This is a genomic window from Fervidobacterium riparium (assembly GCF_025370035.1).
Classification (GTDB): Bacteria; Thermotogota; Thermotogae; order Thermotogales; family Fervidobacteriaceae; genus Fervidobacterium; species Fervidobacterium gondwanense.
Map to the genome: position 1 here is coordinate 1,898,571 of NZ_CP009277.1, position 20,634 is coordinate 1,919,204.

Sequence of the window (20,634 nt, forward strand, 5' to 3'; positions counted from 1 at the left end):
TTATATGGCAGGTAGGTTAACGGGAAGGCGAAAAGCGGCAATATTGTTGGTTACGATGGGTCCTGAAAAAGCTGCTAAAGTTTTGAAAAATCTTGAGGATTCCGAGGTAGAAGCTCTTACAATAGAGATTGCAAATCTTGGGAAAGTAACAAACGATGAACGCAGGGCTGTCCTTGAAGAATTCCAAAACTTAACAAAGGCACGTGAGATGATAATTAGCGGTGGCATAGATTATGCGAAAGAAATGTTAATAAAGGCATTTGGACCTGAAAAAGCAATGCAAATAATAGAACGACTAGTCTCTAACTTGTCTGTCAAACCATTTGAGTTCATGAAAACTGCTGACGTTGTTCAGATAGTAAACTTCTTACAGTCAGAACACCCTCAAACAATAGCCCTTGTCCTGAGCTTTTTGGAACCAAGAATCGCTGCTCAGGTACTTGGAGCTCTGCCGGAGAATTTACAGCTGGATGTAATAAAGAGAATATCTTTGCTTGAAAGAGCATCACCGGATGTTGTAAAAGAAGTAGAGAAGCTACTGGAGAAAAAGTTTGCTGGAGTTGCGACACAGACAATGAGTGCAGTTGGCGGTCTTGATACGGCTGCAGAAATCATGAACAGCCTTGACAGATCAACCGAAAAGACGATAATGGAGCGCTTAACGTACGAGTCGCCTGAACTTGCAGAAGAAATCAGAAGAAGAATGTTTGTGTTTGAAGATATCCTTAAGCTCGATGATAGGTCAGTGCAGCTTGTTCTGAGGGAAGTTAACTCGCAGGATCTTGCTGTCGCTCTGAAAGGCGCTTCAGAAGAGCTCAAAAACAAGATATTCAACAATATGTCAAAGCGTGCCCAACAACTATTAAAAGATGAGCTTGAATTCATGGGACCAGTTCGTGTGAAAGACGTTGAAGAGGCACAGCAAAAGATAATTAACGTTATTAGAAGACTTGAAGAAGCTGGTGAAATAGTTATTGCGAGAGGTGGAGGAGAAGAGTTAATAACATAACCAACCGTGGTTTTTGGACAAAACTTACTAAGGGAGAACAGAATTGTGATCTGGGATGAAAATGTGTACTGCGCTGTTGACATAGAGACAACAGGCATAGACCCTTCTGCTGGAGATCGAATTATCGAAATTGCAATCATACCAGTTTACAAAGGCAAGATTGTCAAAGAATGGATTTACTCATCGCTCGTGAACCCAAAAGTTGGAATACAAACGTATGCTCAGGGTGTTCATAAAATCTCGATAAAGGATATAGAGCAAGCTCCAGGATTGGATGAAATCCTCTCAATCGTTAGGAAGTATTCGAAAGACACGATTTTTGTTTTTCATAATGCAAGGTTTGACCTGACATTCCTTGACTACGCTGCAAAAGAAGTCGGACAGCTACCATTAGATATTTTTTACATAGATACTCTCGAGATATCTCAAAATGTTTACGGAAAACGCAGAAAACTGGAGAGCTTAGCCGTCGAGATGAAAATTAATCATAAGGTTACACACAGAGCATTTGACGATGCTTATGTTACTGCTAATGTTTTTATTAAGTTTTTTGAAAAATTTGGCTGGGAGATTATACACGAATTCTTGAGAAGGTGGGCGGGGAGGGAGTATTAATGGTAAAGAATTTCATACTCGATACAAATGTTTTGATACACGACCCGGAAGCGGTTTACGCGTTTCAAGATAACAACGTTTTCATCCCTTTGCCAGTTCTTGAAGAACTCGATAAGTTAAAACGTGAACAAGGAAGAGTTGGGAAAAACGCAAGGCAAGCAATAAGGGTTTTGGAAGAACTAAGAAATAATGGAAACTTGCACGATGGTGTAAAACTTGAAAATGGTGGTATGCTTTTTATATCGGTACTAAGTGAATCAGATTTTGACAAGCATCAGGTAAAATTCTTATTCGAAAAGTACGTTGACAACTGGATCATTTCCTACGCAATGTATCTCAGGCAGACCAGGAAAGAACCAACAGTGATCGTTTCGAAAGACATTAGTTTGAGGCTGAAGGCCGGAGCTCTTGGGTTACACGCTGAAGATTACCTGACTGATAAAAGTGAACTTTCACGTCTTCCTGTCGGCTACATGGTGGCGGATAAATTATCGGATATTGATAAATCCTTACTGTATCCAAATTTATATGTGGAATGCAATGATGGATTCTTTAGATTCAATGGTGAAGATTTTGAGAAAGTAGATTCCAAAATAAAAGTATTTAATGTAACCCCCAGAAACAAAGAGCAGTTATTCTCGCTTGATGCTCTGCTAAACGATGAGATTAAACTTGTTTCGCTTATCGGTATAGCTGGAACAGGTAAAACTTTTCTTGCGCTTGCAGCGGCTCTGCAAAAGATTTTGACAGAGGGTGTTTACGATAGGATTATCGTTGCGAGACCATTAATTCCAATGGGCGGGAAGGATATAGGTTATCTGCCTGGAGCACTTGAAGAGAAAATCTCGCCTTGGATGAGCGGGGTTATGGATAATCTCGAGTATCTCTGCAGGTTGAACAGTATTAGCTTTAAGGAATTGATGAAGAAAGATGTTATTGAGCTCGAAGCTCTAACATATATCAGAGGACGTTCGATACCAAGACAATTCATAATAATAGACGAAGCTCAGAATCTTACACCACTAGAAGTCAAGACGATTTTAACACGAGCTGGAGAGGGTACGAAGATAGTTCTTACTGGTGATCCGTATCAGATAGATACCCCATATCTTGACGAAAGCAGTAACGGTTTGGTCCATGCAGCTTCTAAATTCAGAGGCAAGGAACTTGCTTGTCACATAGTACTTAGTAAAGGTGAAAGGTCTGATTTGGCAAGTTTGGCCGCAGAATTGTTGTAACACAATGCAGAACTTCTGGATAAAGGGGAGGAATAGGTGTGTTAGTTGAGGTTAACAATTTAGCTTTATACGATGTTTATAGCGGTTTTTCCAAATACAGTGAGCAGATATTCCAATGCAAGGTCAATTTGTTGATAAAGCTCTCGAAAACCTATCAAGATGCGCATTTTGTTTTCTATAACGTAACTGGACAGTATGGACTTTTTGAGGATGTATATAGGATTCTTGAGGATCTATTCGATTCTTTCGAGATTTCAAACGACTCAGTTGATAAATTCAACTCCTCCCCAATCAACAATTTTCCAAAAATTAGGGTTGATGGTAACTTGGTAGAAATAAATGACTGTGAGACGATAGGTTTAAAGAAGATATTGAAGGTTGAAAACCTGAAATGTGAGTACAGTACATGCTATTATTACTTAGAAAATCCAAGTGAGAAAGATTTGGATGAGAAGATTTTCGGTATAAAAGTTGAAATTTTGCCGAAGAAATTTATAGAATCAGACCTTTTAAACTCACTGGATAGTACTGGCAAACGTTATCTTGTTTTGAAGCTTCTCAGAGGTGAAGAGATATGTTTGTAAGAAAAATTCATATTGACGGCTTTGGAAAGTTTGTTGATAAAGACTTTCAGTTCGGTCCGGGTTTAAATGTTGTCTATGGTCCAAACGAGAGTGGAAAAACTACACTCTCTAAATTTTTACTTTATTCATTGGCAAGAATAAATACAAATGTTTCTAAGTACAAACCATGGGGATTAGATGTCTTTGGGGGTTATGTTGAAACCTCTGATGGAAGGTACATATTTGGAGATGATGAGAACACGGCTCAGAAGTATGAAATGTCTGTTCTTGAGAACGTTGCATTTTTGCTTGAGGATGATGATTTGGAAACCATCCAAATCGATAAAAATATTTTAGAAAGCTCTCTTAGGAAGAAAACAGAGAAAAGCGAAGAGGGAAGATTAATCAAAGAAGCTATAAGACGTGCTGAGCGTTTGAATCTAAATGCTTGCTTATCCGGTTTGAATGAAAAGCTTAAAGAGGTAGAAAACGAAATTTCCGCAATCAGTGCAGAAATTAAGAAAAAAAACGAGGTTTTCGTCCAAATAAGAAAGTTGTTGGAGAGCAGTAGAGAGGTTGAAAGAGAGATAAATGAACTCAACATTGTGCTCGGCAATTTAAGAGAAGGACAGAAAGCAGAACTCCAAAGTAATATCTTTGAATTGAGAAAAGAACTTGAAAGCATTAAGTTGGAACTTTCAAAGTATTCTTGGATCGAGAGTATGGAGCCATCTGTGGTTGAAGAAATACAAAACCTTATGTTGCGTTCCAATTCCATCAGTGCTCAGCTTGATAGTGTTGAAAACGAAGAAAGGATTTTAAGAGAAAAACTTGAGCAGAAGGAAAGAAAAATAGAAGATAAATTGAGAACCTTAGGAGCGACTTCACAAGAGGAGTTGGAAAGCGTTGGTTTGCGCCTGAAACATTTGAATTTGTTATCGAGAATGTATAGTGAAAGGGTCCAGAACGTTAGTGAAGAAGAGCCTTTATGGAAAGTGTTCCTCGAAAATCCAAACATACTTGACGATGTTGAGGAGGAAGAGCAAAGATACCGTGAAGAAGTCTCAACAATCGAATCCCAAAAGCTTGCGATCCAAGATGAGATCGAAAGGAACGAAGCAAGAGCCAAGTATTCACGGGACTTAGCCGTGCTTTCCACAAGCGCTGGAATCGTACTCTTTGTTCTCGGTCTCCTCTTCAAGAATCTTTCAATCTTCATGTACGCTCCTTCCGCACTTTTCCTACTGCTTGCGGTTTTATTAGCAATAAATTGGAAAAGGAAGATATCATTAGTTTCTGTACTTCAAGAAAAGCTGTTGCAGGTTTCAATGAGTACTCCAAAGCAACCTCAAACTCTGAAAATTCTCAGTAGCTATGGAATAGGCAATATCAAGCAACTGCGCAAGAAGTATGCGGAATTCTTAGAATGGAAAGTTCAAAACGTTGAGAGGCAAAGGCAAATAAATGAGCTTAAAGACATTGAGCAAGAGATAATAAGGGAGCTTTCAAAATTTGGCGTTACTGGGGCGGCGCAGATGATAGTGTCCGCTGTTGAGAATTTACAGAGAGTATTTAATGAACTCCAAGAAGTTCTATATGAAAAGGAAACTTTGGAAAGGAAAATTACTCAACTTCGTGGTGAATATCTCTCGTTGCAGAAGGAATATAAGAATATTGTAGAAGTCATTTCTGCTAAGCTTGAAAATTACAAGATAGGCAAAGAAGAGATTGAATTGTACAGAGCAAATTATGAAAGATACCAGACATTAAAAACAAGACACAGCGAACTGACTTCTTTAATAAGGCAGTTAAATGAGGAACTGGACAATGAGGATGTAAATCCAAAAATTCTTGAACTAAAAATTATCTTAGGAGAGCAGATAAGAAGAAAAGGAGAGATTGATAAAAAGATTGGTGAGCTGAATAGCCTCTATTCTTCGATAACAGTTGACAAAACAAAGTTGAGTGAGCTTTTTGCAGAGAAGGATATTTTGGAGCTCAGAATTGGCATAATCGGCAATTTAATTGCAAAACTCGGAGAGGTCAAGGAATTCTTGAACGAAAAGTTTGAAGCATTTGTTCAGGCTTACCATACAGTTTTTAACGACAAGTTTGTAAGATTCTTCGATAGAATTTCCGGAATGCCAAGGAATTTTGTTGTGATGCCAGATCTTTCTATCAAAATTGTTATTGAGGGGGACGTTAAAGACCCGGGAGAATATTTGAGCGGCTCAACGAAAGATTTGCTAATTTTTGCAATAAAGGACGCTCTTTATAAAACATTCTACGATGGAAACTTGCCACTTGTCATAGATAATACGCTAATTCGCTTTGATGATGACAGGCTAAAACGAATCTGTGAGTTCTTAAGGACTGAATCTGATTACAGGCAAATAATCCTGTTGACAAGCGACAGAAGGATACTTGATATATTCAAAGACTCAAACGTTCATATGATAAATCTGGAGGGGTGAAAATGTACAAGCGTGTCTTATTAAAACTCAGTGGTGAAGTCTTGAGTGGGGAGTCACAAAAAGGATTTAGTGAAGACCATGTTGAATATCTTATAAGGGAAATTAAAGCGGTCTCTGAGTATGGAGTTAAACTCGGAATAGTTATAGGTGCAGGTAACCTTTTCAGGGGTAGAGATTTCGAAGGTCTTCGGCCGACGATATCTGATCAGATAGGTATGCTTGGAACAGTAATAAATGCGCTGTATCTTAAAGATAGGTTCGAGCATGCTGGGATAAGAACTGTTGTTGTTTCGCAAATAGTCAGCCTTCCAAGCGTAAAACTTATAAATTATGATGATATAGATCTTTACTTTGATGCGGGGTATGTTGTGATCTTTGCTGGTGGTACGAGCAATCCTTTCTTCACAACTGATACTGGTGCGGCGTTGAGGGCAGTTGAAATGAAGGCAGAGCTGTTAATTAAGGGCACAAAGGTTTCAGGGATCTATGATAAAGATCCGAAAGTATACAACGATGCTGTTAAGTACAGCGTTATAACCTACGACGAAGCGATTGAAAAAGGTCTGAAAATAATGGATACAGAAGCATTCTCGATATGCAAGAGGTACAACATGAAGATTCTTGTAATGAACTTTTTCGAAAATAATAATTTGATAAAAGCTATTCGTGGAGACAATGTTGGAACCCTTGTTGTTCCAAAGTAATTTTAGGAGGTAAGGTAATCCCTGATGGATGAAAATAAAACAAGCATATGGTATCCTGGGCACGTTCAAAAAGCAAAAAGGCAACTCAAAGAAAACTTAAAGAAAGTTGATATAGTTGTTGTGGTGCTTGATGCTCGAGCTCCTGTTGCCACAACAAGTTTTGAGTTAAAAATATTCAAAGATAAGAAAGTAATAATACTGTTAAATAAATCTGATCTGGCTAATGAGGAACTTAATAAAGAATGGCAAAAGGAGATATCAAAATATTTTCCGGTAATTCTCGTAAACAAGAATACCGATAGAAGGAACATAATCCGCCTTATTAAAAGTGTTCCGGTAAAATCTCCAAATCCAAGAATAGTGGTTGTCGGGGTGCCAAACGTTGGAAAATCTACCATAATAAACAAGATAATCGGACGGCACAAAGCAAAGACGGGAGCACAGCCTGGAGTTACTCGTGGAGTTCAGTGGATAATGGTGGATGGGTTTACAGTTCTTGACTCTCCGGGGATTCTTTTTTCTGAAGTTTTTTCAAAGGATATTGCAGCTAAACTGCTTCTAATAGGTTCTGTTCCTGTTGAGAATGTCACAGATGAGATATATAATCGTGCTTTTGCAATATATGCCGAGGTAGCAAATGTTGGGGAAGATATGGATATATATTTGAGAAACTTCGGAAAACAGCGTGGATTCTTGAAAAAGGGTGGAGAAGTTGATATTGAAAGAGCTAAGAATCTGTTTTTCAAAGAACTTTCCGAAGGTAAGTTCGGAAGGTTTACATACGATGTTGACATCAGCAAATTCGAGGAGGTGCTTTAAATGGTCGACGTAAGGATAGTTAACTCTGTTTTGGCTTCTGCGCAAGGAACATATGAAGCGGTGTTGCAGATGCAAGCTCAATTTGGTAAGCCACAAGCAGTTAAGGATATAACCCCTAAGTACAATATAGTTACAGTCATAGGTTTCCTTGGTGATATTGAAGGTAATTTTGTCTATTCATTTAGCGAGACGACAGCGTTAAACATAGTTTCTAAGATGATGGGAATGGAATATAATACTTTAGATGAGCTTGCTCTAAGTGCAATAGGGGAGCTTGGTAACATGACTTCAGGCAGTATAGCAATGAACCTTGAAAAGCTCGGCTACAAGATCGACATTACGCCACCAACGGTAATTACAGGTAAAGATATGAGGATTACTGCTGAAGGGTTAATAATTAGACTTCCAGTTTCGCTATTTGAAACAGAGGATTTAGAACTTCACATTGCTATACGAGGAGGTAAGTGAACCTCAAATAAGATCAGTGAGTTTTCACTGTTTGACATTGTTGAATATTCTTTATTGAAGAAAACGAGGTGTTATATAGATGGTCGTTGTGACTGGTGTGCTGAAAGAAGAAATAGTGGGCGTTTTTAGAGAGATGTTACCTCTGCTTGAGAACGGCGAACTGATAAAAAGAAATTATGCACGTGGGATAATCGGTGGAAATGAGGTAGTCACTCTCTACGGTTTAGTTGGTAAGGTTGAGAGTGCAATGCTTGCACAGGCGATAATAGATAAGTTCAACCCAAGGTACATTATACACTGCGGTTCAGCTGGAGCCATTCATCCTGAACTGAAAATTGGAGATTTAGTCTGCGGTAATGTGTACTTCGAGCATGATTTTAAATCAGAAAAGAAAGTTCCTATAGAAGCATCAACAGCTCTAATAGAAAAAATATCGGACGTTTACGACAGTATAAACTTTGGACCTATAGTCAGCGGAGACGTTTTGGTAAGTGACAAGGAAACGAAGATGAGGCTTTACGAAACTTTTGGCGCGTATGCTGTTGATATGGACAGCGCAGCCATTGCAAAGGTTTGTTACCAAAATGGGGTTGAATTCTGTTCACTTAAGGTCATCGTTGATACAAGCGAAGAACAAGCTCGCATCGAGTATGAACAAAATTTCAGAAAGTTTGCAAGCTTACCCTCAACGATCATTTCTGAATTGCTTGATAAACATCTTTTGTGAAGAAGTACGAATCAGCAACGGGGTTGAATATATGAGAAAAATTCGCACTAATAAGTCGGAAACTGAAAGTACAAATATCGATTCTGATTCCAAGGTTTCGTCAAACGTATTTATTGTTGACGAAAGTAATTATTTTTCGCGTATTGACAAATTCCTGAGGAACGCGCTCAAGAATGTTCCGCTGAGCGCTATTTATAAAATCTTGCGAACAGGAAAGGTATACATCAACGGCAAAAAAGCAAAAGAGCCTTCGGAGAAGATCGAAATAGGTGACAGAATAGAAATAAGGGGCGAAGATGTATCAAAGTATAACCGAGATTTCAAAGAACTCAGACCCGCAAAGATGAAGCTGAATATACTGCTTGAAGATGAAGATATAATAGTTCTCAACAAACCAGCGGGGGTATCTGTCCATCCTGGAAAGTTCGTTAATAAACCATCACTCATAGAAGGTCTCAAATACTATGGTGAGAAGAATGGATTCGAACCCTTTCTTGTGCATAGATTAGATAAGGACACTTCAGGTGTCCTTATTGTTGCTAAGAATCGACAAGTAGCACGAGAGTTAAGTGAACTCATATCCTCACGAGATGTTGAAAAGGTTTACATCGCATTGGTGTTTGGAATAGTCAAACCTCAGAGGATCACACTGCCTGTTGATGGACAAGAGGCGGTTAGTGTTGTTAGCCCGATTAATACATTCAAATCGAGATTATCCTCAAAAGCACAGGATTTAACTCTACTGCGTGTTGAGATTGAAACTGGGAGAAAACATCAAATTAGAAAGCACCTTGCTGGAATTGGCGCGCCAATTGTTTGTGACAACGATTACGGAGACTTCAGAATGAACAGAGAATTCGAGAAGAAGTACGGACTTAAGAGACACTTTCTGCACTGCAATAGAATGTCGTTTTACTTCAAAGGTAGGTACTACAATTTGGAAGCAGAGTTGGGCGATGATCTAAAACATGTTCTAAAAGTAGTGGAATCAGAAAACTCTCGAAATCCTAAGAGGTGATAAAAATTGAAACTCCCGCTCTTTCCTAAAAACGAGAAATACGTAAATACAGTCATAACAGTTTTTGCGGTACTGGCTTCGATTTTCATTATATTTCGAATGCCGAACGATAAGGCTAATCTTTCCGTAGCGGTTTATTTTGAAAATGATAAAAGCATATTGTTTTATTCAGGCACTGAAAAAATACCAGACACTGTCAAAATAGTAGTGCCTGTTGAAGGGATAAAGGACTCTCCAAAAGATTTTTTAGAAAAGGTTAATAATAAATACGTTGGAGTTATGGAATTTTATGGCGATACGAAGTTCATACAGGAATTCTACAGAACCACCGGGTACAAGAATATAGTAAAGGTTCATTACGTAAAACCTCAAGAGCTATCGAGGTATAATTCTTATACACTCTTCAAGAGACTTTGGAGAGCCGTTATGGAGAGAAGCATAAATGTGATAATTCTGCCGGAAGGGGAATTATCCACACAGGCTCTAAGCGAGTTCAAAAAGTTCTTTCAAGTTGAGTCTAACATACCAAAACCAGATGATACGACTTGGAAAAACAAAGTATTTGGAATCGTACTTGCAATGTATGTGATTGCCCAAGCACCTATTGGTGTTTTATCATTTCTTTTCTTCAATAATTATTGGCTGTTTGTCAGTGTTATTAGCATTTTCGGAACGGTAGTGGCATATTTTATTTCCCAAAACAGATTTACAAAAGTCGCAAATGTGTTTATCTTGGGAGTCTTAACGAATTTCGCTTTGTACAAATTTGAATATCTGAACGATATAGAAGTGTACAGAGGTGTAAAACTTTCCCTGACTGTCCTCCCCTTTATAGTTGCTCTAATAACGTTTCGAGATTTGTACAAAGAGAAATCTATAAAAAGGTGGCATATTATAACAACTGGTGTTGTTGGAATTGCAGCAGTTGGTTATATGCTTTTGCGCAGTGGTAACTATGGCTATGTTTTGGACTTTGAAGAAAATCTACGGATAATGCTTGAAAACATGTTCATTATCAGACCGAGGATTAAAGAGTTGTTATTCTTACCGATGTTTTTCATTGCGGGAAATGTTGAAAACAAATTCATTAGCGGTATCCTTACCTTTTTCGGCACTTTCGGTTTTGTCTCGATATTCAATTCATTCTGTCATTTAAAAGCACCGATATACATAGTTTTTTATAGGGAATTTACCACCGTTCTTGTCTCGATCGTGGTATACTTGGTACTTACTATTTTCAAGAGTCTTCTCATGATTTGGACAAACAAAAAATAAAAGCGGCTAAAAGCCGCTTTTTTATTTGTGGTGGGTGTGGTAGGAATTGAACCTACGACCCCTTCCTCGTGAGGGAAGTGCTCTTCCACTGAGCTACACACCCTGAGAAACTAAGGCTACGTTTATTTTATCATATACTCTCCAAATTTCAAGTATTTAAAGGAGATTAACTGAGGTTAGCTAAAGCAACTTTCTCTTCGCTGGTTAAAAGGCTGTCTACCTCAAGAGTCAAAATCATCTCATTTGGAAGTTTTATAACTCCTGAAATAAACTTCGCATTAGCCATTCCGGCAACATGAGCAGGTGGTTCGTCTATAACATCCTCAGTCACAGTCAAAACTTCCCTGACATCGTCTACGAGGAATCCTACTTTCTTTCCGTTTTCGAGCTTCACAACAATGACTTTAGTTTTTTCTTTATTATCAAAATCTTCAAGCATGAACTTTTTTCTAAGATTAATAATTGGAATAATCTCACCCATAAGATTTATTATTCCTTCAACATAGTCCGCTATATTTGGCATTCTTGTTGTCTTTTCGTACTCTTTAACTCTTTCTACTTTCATTATATTGATAGCAAAAACTTCTCTACCGAGATGAAACGTTAAGAATTTCAGTTCCATAACCCCACCTCCAAAAATTTGTGTAAATTGATGCACATCATATATTCTATCACAGGTGTGGGGGAAAAGTGAATATTCATTTAAAAAGCGAAATTATTACTGAAAGTGCAAATGAAATACCAGCATACATCAACCAGCGAAATCCAAGAGCATTGCTCTCTTTCGACTTTCGTTCGTTTTGGTTTCTATATGCTCGAAGTCCGATTTCAAAAAATACTATCGCCACTACCATAGCTGCAACAAAGGCTATGAAAAAAATATTTGAAATAATATATGATATTCTCATATCATCACCCAAATAGTCGTAGTTTAGAACGCAAGGTTTATCTTCGGTTTGTTAACATCTATCTGACTCGCAGTACTACCTGCAAGTTTCATAGCTTCACGCCATGTTGTGAGCAAATCTTCCAGCAACACCTTTACATCATCGAGCTTCTTTTTATCTTTCTTGATATTCGCTTCTACTAGTGTTCTAAACATGTAATTGTAAAGGGCTCTTAAATTGTGTGCTATTTCTCCGCCTTTCTCCATGTCTAATGAGAGGTTCAATTCCATAATTATATCCTGAGCCCTCACAATCTTTGCGTTAGCGTTGTTGAAATCTTTTTCGTCTATAAGCCTCTTTGCTTCTTCAATTACGCTTATACCTTTTTGAATAAGAAGCTCTATAAGCTTTGCCGGACTTGCGGTTAAAACCATCTGTTCTGTGTAATCCATATGTCATACCTCCTTGTTCAGTTTACATGTTCAATAGTTTCGAGTACTTTGGAAAAGTATTCTATATAGTAATCTAACACGTCTGGGATTTTATTTTCGATTACATCAGAAATCTCAAAATTATCCCTTCTATCAAGGACTTCGACAAGCTCTTTCAGAATCAGTGTAACGTCTGATTTATTTGTACCAAGTGCGAGTTCGTTGTCACTGAGCTTTGTAATCTGAATCGTAGAATTTCTAAGGTTTTCCATCGCTGAAAGCCCTTCAGCGAGATCCTTTATCGCCTTCCACCCTGCTTCTTCACCAGTAAGTATGCTGCTTGCAACTTGCGGTAGCAAAGTCTTGACGTGTTTTATATATCCTAAAACATCATTCAAGGTTTCTTTCAGAAAACTCATCGTATCTTGCGTTTCTAACTCGATGAGAAGCTCTTCGTCCAATCTTGCTCCTTTCAGCTCATCTACAAAAGCTACAGGAATGTCCTTACTGTTTATTCTCAGGGTCTTTAAGACATGTCCCTCTGGCAAAACACTTTTCAAAAGCTCGCCAAAACTCTCAAAGAGCCCCGATTCGAACTCCTTTTCAATACCGTTCAGAATGACTTTAACCATCCTTTTCACCTCTTCAAATACTTAAATCTTTTTCATTTCCTTGAACTTAAAGTAAGCCCTCATAATACCCGCAACTGTCTTTGCGTCAGTTATCTCGCCACTTATACATTTCTGCACAACATGTTCGAAATCCTCAATCTTTGTTTCAATTATCTCATCTTCGTCCGGATTAGAATCTCCGGGCGTTAATCCCTGCGCCAAGTAAAGATGTATTACTTCATTTGAAAAACCGGGCGTTGTGTGTATATAGCCTAAATAAGTATAAGATTTTGCTGTGTAACCGGTTTCCTCCTCCAGTTCACGCTTGGCACATTCAAGAGGGTCTTCACCGGGCTTGTCAAACTTACCTGCAGGGATTTCCAATAGTTTTGACTTTATTGGATATCGGTATTGTTCAACGAGAATAACTTTTCCATCATCGGTTACCGGGACAATAGCAACTGCACCCGGGTGGAGTACGTGTTCTCTTGTGCTCATCGCTCCATTTTCAAGGACCACTTCGTCTCTGAGTACAGTCAAAAGCACGCCACTGAATATCACCTTTGAACTTATCGTCTTTTCCATACGTTTTCTTAACCTCCTACATTTGAATTTTCTAAAAATTTATCATCGATTTTACATCAGTTGTCAGAATATTCTTACCGTCAGTTGTTATTATCAATCCAAGAGATTTTGAAAGCGCAATCGATAACACGGACTGCCTGAAATCGGAATAGGTACCTATGCTATTATAATTCTCATCCCATACTTTGAGAAGATTATCAGAGCCTGCGGTAATTATTTTTCCATCGTAAAGGATAACCTTGAATATAGTTGAATTGTGCCCTTTAAAGCTTTTTATGTCTTTCAGTTCCTCGTTCAAAACAAACACCCTACCGTCCCAGCCAGCAGTATAGATTCTTACTTTTCCGTTTCCATCAGCCACACCTTCGATAGTCCAAAGTGTCTGCGGTGACAATTTCAGGCTGGAGATTCCCTTATTGCTAACTGACACAACGTACCCTTCCAGAGTGGAGATGTATGCTGTTGAGCTTGAATAGGACCAAATATCAGTTGCAGAGAATTTTATGTCGTAAATTGCTTTCAGAGAATAATCCTTCAAATTCCAAAATAAGACCTTCCCATCCCAGCCACCGCTTATGAGCGTATCTCCCACAACGAACAAACTCCAGACGTATCCAGTATGCCCAACCAACGTTCTTTTCAGCTTTCCTGTCTTCAAATCCCAAAACTTTATAGTTCTATCGTTGGAAGCGGATATAACTGTATCTTTGTATCTCACAACTTTCTTTACCGAATCTGCGTGGTCATCAAGTACCATAGATAATTCTAACTTCCCGCCGACGTACTTCCATACGCTCACTTTTCCATCTTCATGTCCACATACGATTATGTCATCAGCATATATAGTAGATATCTTCCCAATATCGCCTGAAAATTTCCTGCTGGGCATAACGTTAGTGAGCTCTACAACCACACCGTTTGACAGAACCGCATACAGAACATTGCTTGCCTTTTCATCTTTTACGACATCGAGAACAGGTGCTTCGAAACTCAGAGATTTATCTTTAATCTTGATACCGTTCCCTACCAAAATAAGATCTTTTCCGGATAAATATACACTGTAGAGTGGAGAAATTTCGGAATTCTTGAGCTGCCAGCTCTTGCCGTCAAAGATAGCGTATTTGCCATCGAAGAAGAAAGCATAAAGACTGCTATTCACCATCAAGATAGAAACAGCACAACTTGGATAGTTGTAAATTCTCGAAGCCTTTCCGTTTTTTGTATCAAAAGTGTATACATTTCCCGCGTTTGTGCCTATGTATATCACATTGCCACTGTATGATAGAGCCGTTATCCACTCGCCCTCGAGTTTTAAGACAGGTTTAATGCTCCACCTGTCTGTTTTCTCGAGCAAATAGACTTTTCCGAGTGAGCCTACGTAAAAGAGATTATCTTTGAGCTTTAGGTAACTGATTAAAGCGTCTTCAGTTACGATAGACGCAGTCAATTTTCCGCCTTTCAATAAAAAGAGCTTTCCAGAGCCTGAGCCGACTACGATTTCATCCTTTGCCTCAGCAACGAATCGTGCAGATGTGCCTATATTGTATGACCATTTAAGCAAACCCGTTTGAATGGAATAATTCTCAACATTTCCATTTTCCCTTGCAACGATAAGTTCATTATTCTTGTAGGATTTTATTATCTTGGCTGAAGAGAAGAAATGCCTTGGCGACTTAGCTTTATAATCACCCGTAATTGAATATGAATATATCTCCCCCTGCCTGTTGCCTGCAAAAATCGTTGCTCCAACAACCTTCAGAGTACTTACCTCCGATGGCGAAACATTAATCTTACGCATCTTCTTAAAAGATCCAGCTTTCTTCTCAAATAAAAAAACACTGCCCAACTGTGAAACATAAAGATAGTTACCTTGACTATCGATTGCCTCGACAGGTGAATCCAAAGAAAGTACCTTTCTGTATTTAACATCCCTGCCAACTATCTGAAACTCATAAACAGTACCATTTGCTGTTCCCACGATGAGAGAACTCTCCATAATACTCATCGCATTAACCATAGAACCCAACTCGAACATTTTCACCAAAGAAAAATCAGCTATGTTGGAAAAAACAACACGCCCATTCTCATCTCCGCTGACTAAGAAATCACCAAAGACAACGATCTTGCGTACCCACGCATCGTGGTACTTCAAACGTTTAAAAAGCTTGAAATCTTTCCATACCAAGATACTGTTGTCCGAACCGCCTGAAAACAGATAGTTCTTGTAGAAAGATAGCGTAAAAACAGAAGCTGTATGCCCCTTTAACGTATAGAGGAATTTTAGGTTCGATTTATCGTACACCCTAATCTCATTATCTGGCTTATACCCTCCAACAGCTATATATTTATCACTCAGCGCAACGCACCTTGCCCAGCTACTGTGAGTTGTAACTGTGTTTAGGAGCACGAGCTCCTTACTCCACACTTTTAACGTTCCATCTGCGCTTACTGAATAAATCAAATTACCGTCTGTTTGGAGCTCCCAAACGGCATCTTTGTGACCAAAGAGGACGAAATCGAGGGGGAATGAAAGTGTTGTCAGCAAAATAACGAAGACGAAAATAGCAGGAAATGGACTTCTCTTCATCTCGTACAACCTCACAATGACAATCATAGGGATATTCACCTTGTTCAGAGTTATTATACACCTATTGTTAAGAATCTAACTTTATCTCTAAGCAATATAAAGATTTCAATAAAATTAATTGTGATTGACTTTAACAAGTCAAAAGTGATAAAATTCATATAGATATAAACTGAAACAGGCAAAGTGAAACAGTATTGTATCTGAAAGGGGATTGATATTATGTCTCTTGATTCGCTAGTTGGTTATATGATGTTTTCTGTAATTATCTCTGTTGTTACTCTAGTACTTGCAATTGCCTATGGCGTCGTGATTTATTTTGCCATAAGGAAAACAAGAGAAATGTTGTTAGAAATTCATTCATCATCAAAGCAATTATTCGAAATTGTTCAGCGCATTGAACAAAGGAGTGAAGTACTAAATACTGTGGACTTAAGGTTACAAGCCATAGAGATGCGACTGAAGGAGCTCAAGGAAGCTGTTTCTAACCAATTCTATGAAACAAAAACAAACTTATCAGAAATAGGTAGCTCCTTAGATGATACCATGAATCACATAGGGGAGATTGATTCTAAACTTATTAGACTAAACCAAATTTTCGAACAAAATAAGGAAACTATAGAAAGACAGCTGAAAGAAATCGGAGAAAACGTTTCTAAACGATTTGATGAAACAAAACTGAATATATCCAAAATAATTAATTTCTTGGATGAAACTAAGAGTCGAATAGAAGAAGTAGATTCTAAATTATTAAGGCAAAACCAAATTCTTGAACAATACCAAGAAACTCTAAAAGAGTTACTTGAATTAAATACTAGAACGAGCGATTTGATTTCACAAACGGAAATGCTAAAGATAGAAATTCAAAGACTCAGGGACGTTCTAAACGAACCATTAGATCTCTCAGAGTGGGTTGATGGAAATGGAACAAGCAAAGAATGAGACTATAATAAATTACATAGCCTATTTACGTGACATAAGCAGGAAGATCGGAACCAAAACAGATTTTGCTAAGATTTTTACGAACGCCCTTAAGAGAAGGGGAATGGGCAGCTACGTGATTCCGATATCTAACAGTCAGGAGTTTAAAGTGGTATCAGAAGATACTGTTGATATCAGGCGGAATAGTAGACTTTATGAAGCACTCCTCAAAATCTATCCGACGTTGGAAAAATATTCAGATAAGAAGTTGTTTCTCGGTGTAGGAGGTGTATTTGGTCAAAGGAAATATGCTGGTCCATTTTTAGTTGCTGAGTGCGAAATTGAAGCTTATAAAGGAAGTGGTTTTTCTTTATACATAGACGTTTCATCGTCAGTACTCAACTATGACCTAATTTCAAAGTTACTTGACAAAAAACGAGTTGTTGCGGATGATGAGGAAGAGTATGTTGACCCCGAGTTAGAGAAAGAAATTGAAGCTATAAGTGACATAGAGGATAAATTATCAGTCATAAGCGGAATTTCCGAGCTCTTAGAATTTGGTCAAAAAGCTTTCAAACTATTACAAGACAGTCTGAATGATTTCAAAGACATATTTGATGTTTCCAAAACGTGTTTAATCAATTTACCTGAAAATGATACCTTACATTCAAAAGATTTTGAAGATCATGAATGGATTGATAGATTGGATTTTCTTTACAAATCAAGCAAAATTCTCTTCTTAAACGAAGGATATTTATTCATGGCTCAGGTTCCCAATGAAATATCTACCTATCAATCTTTAAGCCGATTGATCGATGAAGTTAGAAAAAATGAGAGCTTTGAGAATAGAGTGCTTGAGAAATTGCTGAACGGTTCCTTTTTCAGCGATATTCAACGTACCGAGTATGAACCAGAGGAATTTGAAAATATATCAACAGTTATAGAAAAACTTATGCCAATTCCCTTGTCACCGGCACAAGTGAGAGCCTTGCAAAATGCTTTCAGCCACGATATGAGCTACATTCAAGGTCCTCCAGGTACCGGAAAGTCTCACACGATTTCTGCAATGGTTTTAGCGGCAATATTAACAGGAAGAAAAGTCCTTGTTGTATCACAAAAACCACCGGCAGTAAAAGTTGTAAAAGAAAAAGTAGAAGGTGTTTTGAAGGATAATGACTCTAACTTAAAGATTTTACCGCTCATATACTTTGACAAACAAACAAAAGCTGATCTTAAAGATTCATTGAAATCTCTACTGAATGAATATTCTAATCCGTATTACTTGGAATCGAGAATTAAGACTATAAGAACCAAGAAGCAAGAAATAGAAAATCAACTTCAGTCAAAGATTACTGATCTTAATAGGATTCAGAATGAGTATGAAGAAAGTTTAAGAAAACAGAAGCACTTTATCAATTTAAGCAATGAGCTTCAAAAGATGAAAGACAAGTTCAGATATGCTTATAACTATGATTTGTCAAAGGAGGTGTTAGCAAACGTATCTGATGACAACTTGAAGAAAATATCAAAGCTATCTGTGCTAGCGAGAAAGCTTGACAACATTTCAGAAAATAGGGTCACAATACTTTACAAAATAAACCTTGGAAAGGTTGTCATGAAAATATCACCTGTTAAACTTAGTGGAAGAGTAATATTAAACATTCTCAAAAGAAGGATTTTCCACCAATTTCTTCAAGACATTATCAACGTTGGTTCTCTGAATCTAAGTATTCGTCGCACAACAATTAAGGACCCGGCCTTTTTACAAGAGGAAATATCAAGGATAAAGAAAGAGCTTTGGGACTTGAAAAGGCACTATATAGTGCTGGAGAATCAAGTTAGAATCTTGGAAGGTATTCGTACATCTCGTGAGCAGATAGAGTATTTTTCAAAGCTTTTATCGTACAAGAAACCAACACTAATTAAAGAATACCAGTCATATATCGACTGGGAAAAGATATTGGAAGTATTTCCTGTGTGGATTTCTGAAATCAGGAATCTCACAGAGATTTTACCGGTGAAAGCAAATATGTTCGATTTAGTTGTAGTCGATGAAGCTTCACAAGTTAACTTAGCTGAAATTATTCCCGCTTTTTATAGGGGAAAGAAAATATGTATAGTTGGTGATCATAAGCAACTCAACCTAAATGCCACAGGGTTAGATTTTCTTATTAGCAAGAATCTTGACAGACTGACGTGGGAAAAGTATCGTCCAAACAACCTGACATATCAGGAAGCTCGTGCAAAACAGCTTACTGTAACAACTTCTTCAATATTAGATTTCATAATGCAGGACGAGAGAGCTTTAGCACTTCCTCGTACGATGTTGGATGAGCATTTTAGATCCCTACCCGCCTTGGCTAAATTTAACAACGAGAAGTTCTATGAGGGAAAGCTTAAAATAATGACTGAAACACCTGAAAAGATTTCATTAACGTGTTTCTTCCCAATAAAGGTTAACGGAAGGAGACAAAGCGATAAAACTGTTATTGAAGAGGCTGAGAAAGTAATAGAGATTATTACTGAACTTATCAAGTATAGAAAATGCAAAGACTTTGAACTCCATCATTTGGTACCAAAGGATTTTACCATAGGTGTGGTATCGTTTATTAGAAATCAAGTAGAACTAATCAAAGACCTAATTTATGAAACATTCGACCCTGATACTACAGGAAAACATGATATTATTACAGGAACTCCTGAAGAGTTGCAAGGTCATGAAAGAGATATAATGATACTTTCATTGGCTTTGGATGAGAGTTCATCGAGGAGTTCAACATTCTATGAGAATAAAAATCGATTTAACGTTGCAACTAGCAGAGCTAAGTACGTTACCTTTGTTGTTTATTCAAGTGTACCTGATAATTTTGCTTTAACGAGAGCATATTTCAGCAATTTTGGATTTGAACCCAATGTCTTTGGTAGTACCGAGCAACAGAAATTTACATCACCAATAGTTTGGAAGCTGGACTTAATGGCAATGGAATCGGAATTTGAAAAAATCGTATTCAAATACCTAAATGAGTACATACAAGGGAGAAAAGAAGTATCTGAACTTAAAATATTCAATCAGGTAAAGTCTTGTGGTAAGAGGCTGGATTTTGTAGTTTATAATCCTCGAAATGGTCATTATGTTGCGGTAGAAGTTGATGGAGTACATCATTTTGTTGAAGATGGTCGAAACTATTCAGAAAGCCATATCGAAAGGATGGAAATGCTCAGAAGGGCTGGTTGGAAAATAATTAACACGCCGTACTATAAGTGGTACAATCATGGATGGCTTGATGAAAATTCTGAAATCTTAAAAAGAGAAATAGAAAGGATCTATAAGGAACTTGATAAATCGCTTGGCATAAGAATAGATTAAATTATCGAATTTGGAGCTGCAAATAATTCTAAGCCCTGGATTGTCCAGGGCTATTTGTTTAATCTTAACCTGAACGGCGATCCAAATGTTTGCAATAAGCAGAAGAATGTGATTAAATATTATAAGCTTCAATAACTTCTTTCTTCAAGGAGCTGGTCTTACGAAACGATACTGGGTTAAACTGAATCCTATTGTCTACATCGTATTTGGCGGATTACTGTTTGCCAATTTTCTTATCTACAACAAATACATATGGCTACTCGATATAGCTGCCGCAGGTTTCGTTTGGCATTACCTTAACCTGCTTAACACTGCAAAGAGAGTCGCAGTAAACGTAA

At 37.8% G+C, this 20,634-nt stretch carries 19 protein-coding genes and 1 tRNA gene; 13 read left to right on the top strand and 7 right to left on the bottom strand.

All coding sequences use genetic code 11. The annotated features are described in order from the left end of the window. Window positions 1–4 precede the first annotated feature (4 nt). The 11 genes from fliG to IB67_RS09200 all read left to right on the top strand — a co-directional run bounded on the left by fliG (window position 5) and on the right by IB67_RS09200 (window position 10,910). On the top strand, window positions 5–1,009 hold the full coding sequence (gene fliG / locus IB67_RS09150; protein WP_072760103.1) for a flagellar motor switch protein FliG: 1,005 nt from the start codon (window positions 5–7) through the stop codon (window positions 1,007–1,009). A gap of 45 nt (window positions 1,010–1,054) precedes the next feature. Next, complete coding sequence (locus IB67_RS09155; RefSeq protein WP_072760104.1) at window positions 1,055–1,624, top strand: 3'-5' exonuclease; 570 nt, start codon at window positions 1,055–1,057, stop codon at window positions 1,622–1,624. Then, window positions 1,624–2,862, top strand: coding sequence for a PhoH family protein (locus IB67_RS09160; protein ID WP_434223407.1), 1,239 nt, complete (start codon window positions 1,624–1,626; stop codon window positions 2,860–2,862). Before IB67_RS09155 ends, IB67_RS09160 begins: the two co-directional genes overlap by 1 nt. A 38-nt stretch (window positions 2,863–2,900) precedes the next feature. After that, entirely contained in the window at window positions 2,901–3,446 is a 546-nt protein-coding gene (locus tag IB67_RS09165; protein WP_072759971.1) for a hypothetical protein, read from the top strand. Beyond that, window positions 3,437–5,899: an ATP-binding protein gene (locus IB67_RS09170; protein WP_498875289.1), complete on the top strand. Its 2,463-nt coding sequence runs from the start codon at window positions 3,437–3,439 to the stop codon at window positions 5,897–5,899. The genes IB67_RS09165 and IB67_RS09170 overlap by 10 nt, the downstream gene beginning before the upstream one ends. A 2-nt stretch (window positions 5,900–5,901) precedes the next feature. After that, a complete protein-coding gene (pyrH, locus tag IB67_RS09175; RefSeq protein WP_072759976.1) occupies window positions 5,902–6,603 on the top strand; it encodes a UMP kinase in 702 nt (233 codons plus the stop codon). 24 nt (window positions 6,604–6,627) lie between these two features. Beyond that, a complete protein-coding gene (locus IB67_RS09180; protein WP_072759989.1) occupies window positions 6,628–7,422 on the top strand; it encodes a YlqF/YawG family GTPase in 795 nt (264 codons plus the stop codon). Further along, window positions 7,423–7,890: a chemotaxis protein CheX gene (locus tag IB67_RS09185; RefSeq protein ID WP_424695122.1), complete on the top strand. Its 468-nt coding sequence runs from the start codon at window positions 7,423–7,425 to the stop codon at window positions 7,888–7,890. Window positions 7,891–7,969: 79 nt separating this feature from the next. Further along, window positions 7,970–8,617, top strand: coding sequence for a 5'-methylthioadenosine/S-adenosylhomocysteine nucleosidase (mtnN, locus tag IB67_RS09190; RefSeq protein WP_072759994.1), 648 nt, complete (start codon window positions 7,970–7,972; stop codon window positions 8,615–8,617). Between the two features lie 31 nt (window positions 8,618–8,648). Continuing rightward, a complete protein-coding gene (locus IB67_RS09195; protein ID WP_084634400.1) occupies window positions 8,649–9,635 on the top strand; it encodes an RluA family pseudouridine synthase in 987 nt (328 codons plus the stop codon). A 6-nt stretch (window positions 9,636–9,641) separates the two neighbouring features. Next, the gene (locus IB67_RS09200) at window positions 9,642–10,910 is read left to right on the top strand and encodes a DUF5693 family protein (protein ID WP_072759996.1); all 1,269 of its coding nucleotides are present in this window, start codon (window positions 9,642–9,644) and stop codon (window positions 10,908–10,910) included. A gap of 28 nt (window positions 10,911–10,938) precedes the next feature. Here IB67_RS09200 and IB67_RS09205 read toward each other — a convergent pair. From IB67_RS09205 to IB67_RS09235, 7 genes are all read right to left on the bottom strand, one after another. Next, window positions 10,939–11,013 (bottom strand) — tRNA-Val (locus IB67_RS09205). Between the two features lie 63 nt (window positions 11,014–11,076). After that, complete coding sequence (locus IB67_RS09210; RefSeq protein ID WP_072759998.1) at window positions 11,077–11,532, bottom strand: chemotaxis protein CheW; 456 nt, start codon at window positions 11,530–11,532, stop codon at window positions 11,077–11,079. Between the two features lie 76 nt (window positions 11,533–11,608). Further along, window positions 11,609–11,818, bottom strand: coding sequence for a hypothetical protein (locus tag IB67_RS09215; RefSeq protein ID WP_072760000.1), 210 nt, complete (start codon window positions 11,816–11,818; stop codon window positions 11,609–11,611). Window positions 11,819–11,841: 23 nt separating this feature from the next. Continuing rightward, window positions 11,842–12,249 carry a flagellar export chaperone FliS gene (gene fliS / locus IB67_RS09220; RefSeq protein WP_072760002.1) on the bottom strand — a complete coding sequence of 136 codons (408 nt, stop codon included), beginning with the start codon at window positions 12,247–12,249 and terminating at the stop codon, window positions 11,842–11,844. Window positions 12,250–12,266: 17 nt separating this feature from the next. Further along, window positions 12,267–12,860, bottom strand: a complete 594-nt coding sequence (locus tag IB67_RS09225; RefSeq protein WP_072760004.1) for a DUF8042 domain-containing protein — start codon at window positions 12,858–12,860, stop codon at window positions 12,267–12,269. Between the two features lie 21 nt (window positions 12,861–12,881). Further along, the gene (locus IB67_RS09230) at window positions 12,882–13,424 is read right to left on the bottom strand and encodes an NUDIX domain-containing protein (RefSeq protein ID WP_072760006.1); all 543 of its coding nucleotides are present in this window, start codon (window positions 13,422–13,424) and stop codon (window positions 12,882–12,884) included. A 31-nt stretch (window positions 13,425–13,455) separates the two neighbouring features. Beyond that, the gene (locus IB67_RS09235; protein ID WP_424695121.1) at window positions 13,456–16,011 is read right to left on the bottom strand and encodes a PQQ-binding-like beta-propeller repeat protein; all 2,556 of its coding nucleotides are present in this window, start codon (window positions 16,009–16,011) and stop codon (window positions 13,456–13,458) included. 219 nt (window positions 16,012–16,230) lie between these two features. Between IB67_RS09235 and IB67_RS09240 the strand changes: the two genes are divergently transcribed. Then, window positions 16,231–16,950 (top strand): hypothetical protein, encoded by a 720-nt coding sequence (locus IB67_RS09240; protein ID WP_498875290.1) that lies wholly within the window; start codon window positions 16,231–16,233, stop codon window positions 16,948–16,950. Continuing rightward, on the top strand, window positions 16,931–20,296 hold the full coding sequence (locus IB67_RS09245; protein WP_464309244.1) for an AAA domain-containing protein: 3,366 nt from the start codon (window positions 16,931–16,933) through the stop codon (window positions 20,294–20,296). The genes IB67_RS09240 and IB67_RS09245 overlap by 20 nt, the downstream gene beginning before the upstream one ends. Window positions 20,297–20,634 lie beyond the last annotated feature (338 nt).

What these genes read in the sequence shown, in the direction of transcription:
- fliG (WP_072760103.1), top strand. Translation starts at nt 5, where the DNA reads ATGGCAGGTAGGTTAACGGGAAGGCGAAAAGCGGCAATATTGTTGGTT.
- IB67_RS09160 (WP_434223407.1), top strand. Translation starts at nt 1,624, where the DNA reads ATGGTAAAGAATTTCATACTCGATACAAATGTTTTGATACACGACCCG.
- IB67_RS09170 (WP_498875289.1), top strand. Translation starts at nt 3,437, where the DNA reads ATGTTTGTAAGAAAAATTCATATTGACGGCTTTGGAAAGTTTGTTGAT.
- pyrH (WP_072759976.1), top strand. Translation starts at nt 5,902, where the DNA reads ATGTACAAGCGTGTCTTATTAAAACTCAGTGGTGAAGTCTTGAGTGGG.
- IB67_RS09180 (WP_072759989.1), top strand. Translation starts at nt 6,628, where the DNA reads ATGGATGAAAATAAAACAAGCATATGGTATCCTGGGCACGTTCAAAAA.
- IB67_RS09185 (WP_424695122.1), top strand. Translation starts at nt 7,423, where the DNA reads ATGGTCGACGTAAGGATAGTTAACTCTGTTTTGGCTTCTGCGCAAGGA.
- mtnN (WP_072759994.1), top strand. Translation starts at nt 7,970, where the DNA reads ATGGTCGTTGTGACTGGTGTGCTGAAAGAAGAAATAGTGGGCGTTTTT.
- IB67_RS09195 (WP_084634400.1), top strand. Translation starts at nt 8,649, where the DNA reads ATGAGAAAAATTCGCACTAATAAGTCGGAAACTGAAAGTACAAATATC.
- IB67_RS09210 (WP_072759998.1), bottom strand. Translation starts at nt 11,532, where the DNA reads ATGGAACTGAAATTCTTAACGTTTCATCTCGGTAGAGAAGTTTTTGCT.
- IB67_RS09215 (WP_072760000.1), bottom strand. Translation starts at nt 11,818, where the DNA reads ATGAGAATATCATATATTATTTCAAATATTTTTTTCATAGCCTTTGTT.
- fliS (WP_072760002.1), bottom strand. Translation starts at nt 12,249, where the DNA reads ATGGATTACACAGAACAGATGGTTTTAACCGCAAGTCCGGCAAAGCTT.
- IB67_RS09225 (WP_072760004.1), bottom strand. Translation starts at nt 12,860, where the DNA reads ATGGTTAAAGTCATTCTGAACGGTATTGAAAAGGAGTTCGAATCGGGG.
- IB67_RS09230 (WP_072760006.1), bottom strand. Translation starts at nt 13,424, where the DNA reads ATGGAAAAGACGATAAGTTCAAAGGTGATATTCAGTGGCGTGCTTTTG.
- IB67_RS09235 (WP_424695121.1), bottom strand. Translation starts at nt 16,011, where the DNA reads ATGAAGAGAAGTCCATTTCCTGCTATTTTCGTCTTCGTTATTTTGCTG.
- IB67_RS09240 (WP_498875290.1), top strand. Translation starts at nt 16,231, where the DNA reads ATGTCTCTTGATTCGCTAGTTGGTTATATGATGTTTTCTGTAATTATC.
- IB67_RS09245 (WP_464309244.1), top strand. Translation starts at nt 16,931, where the DNA reads ATGGAACAAGCAAAGAATGAGACTATAATAAATTACATAGCCTATTTA.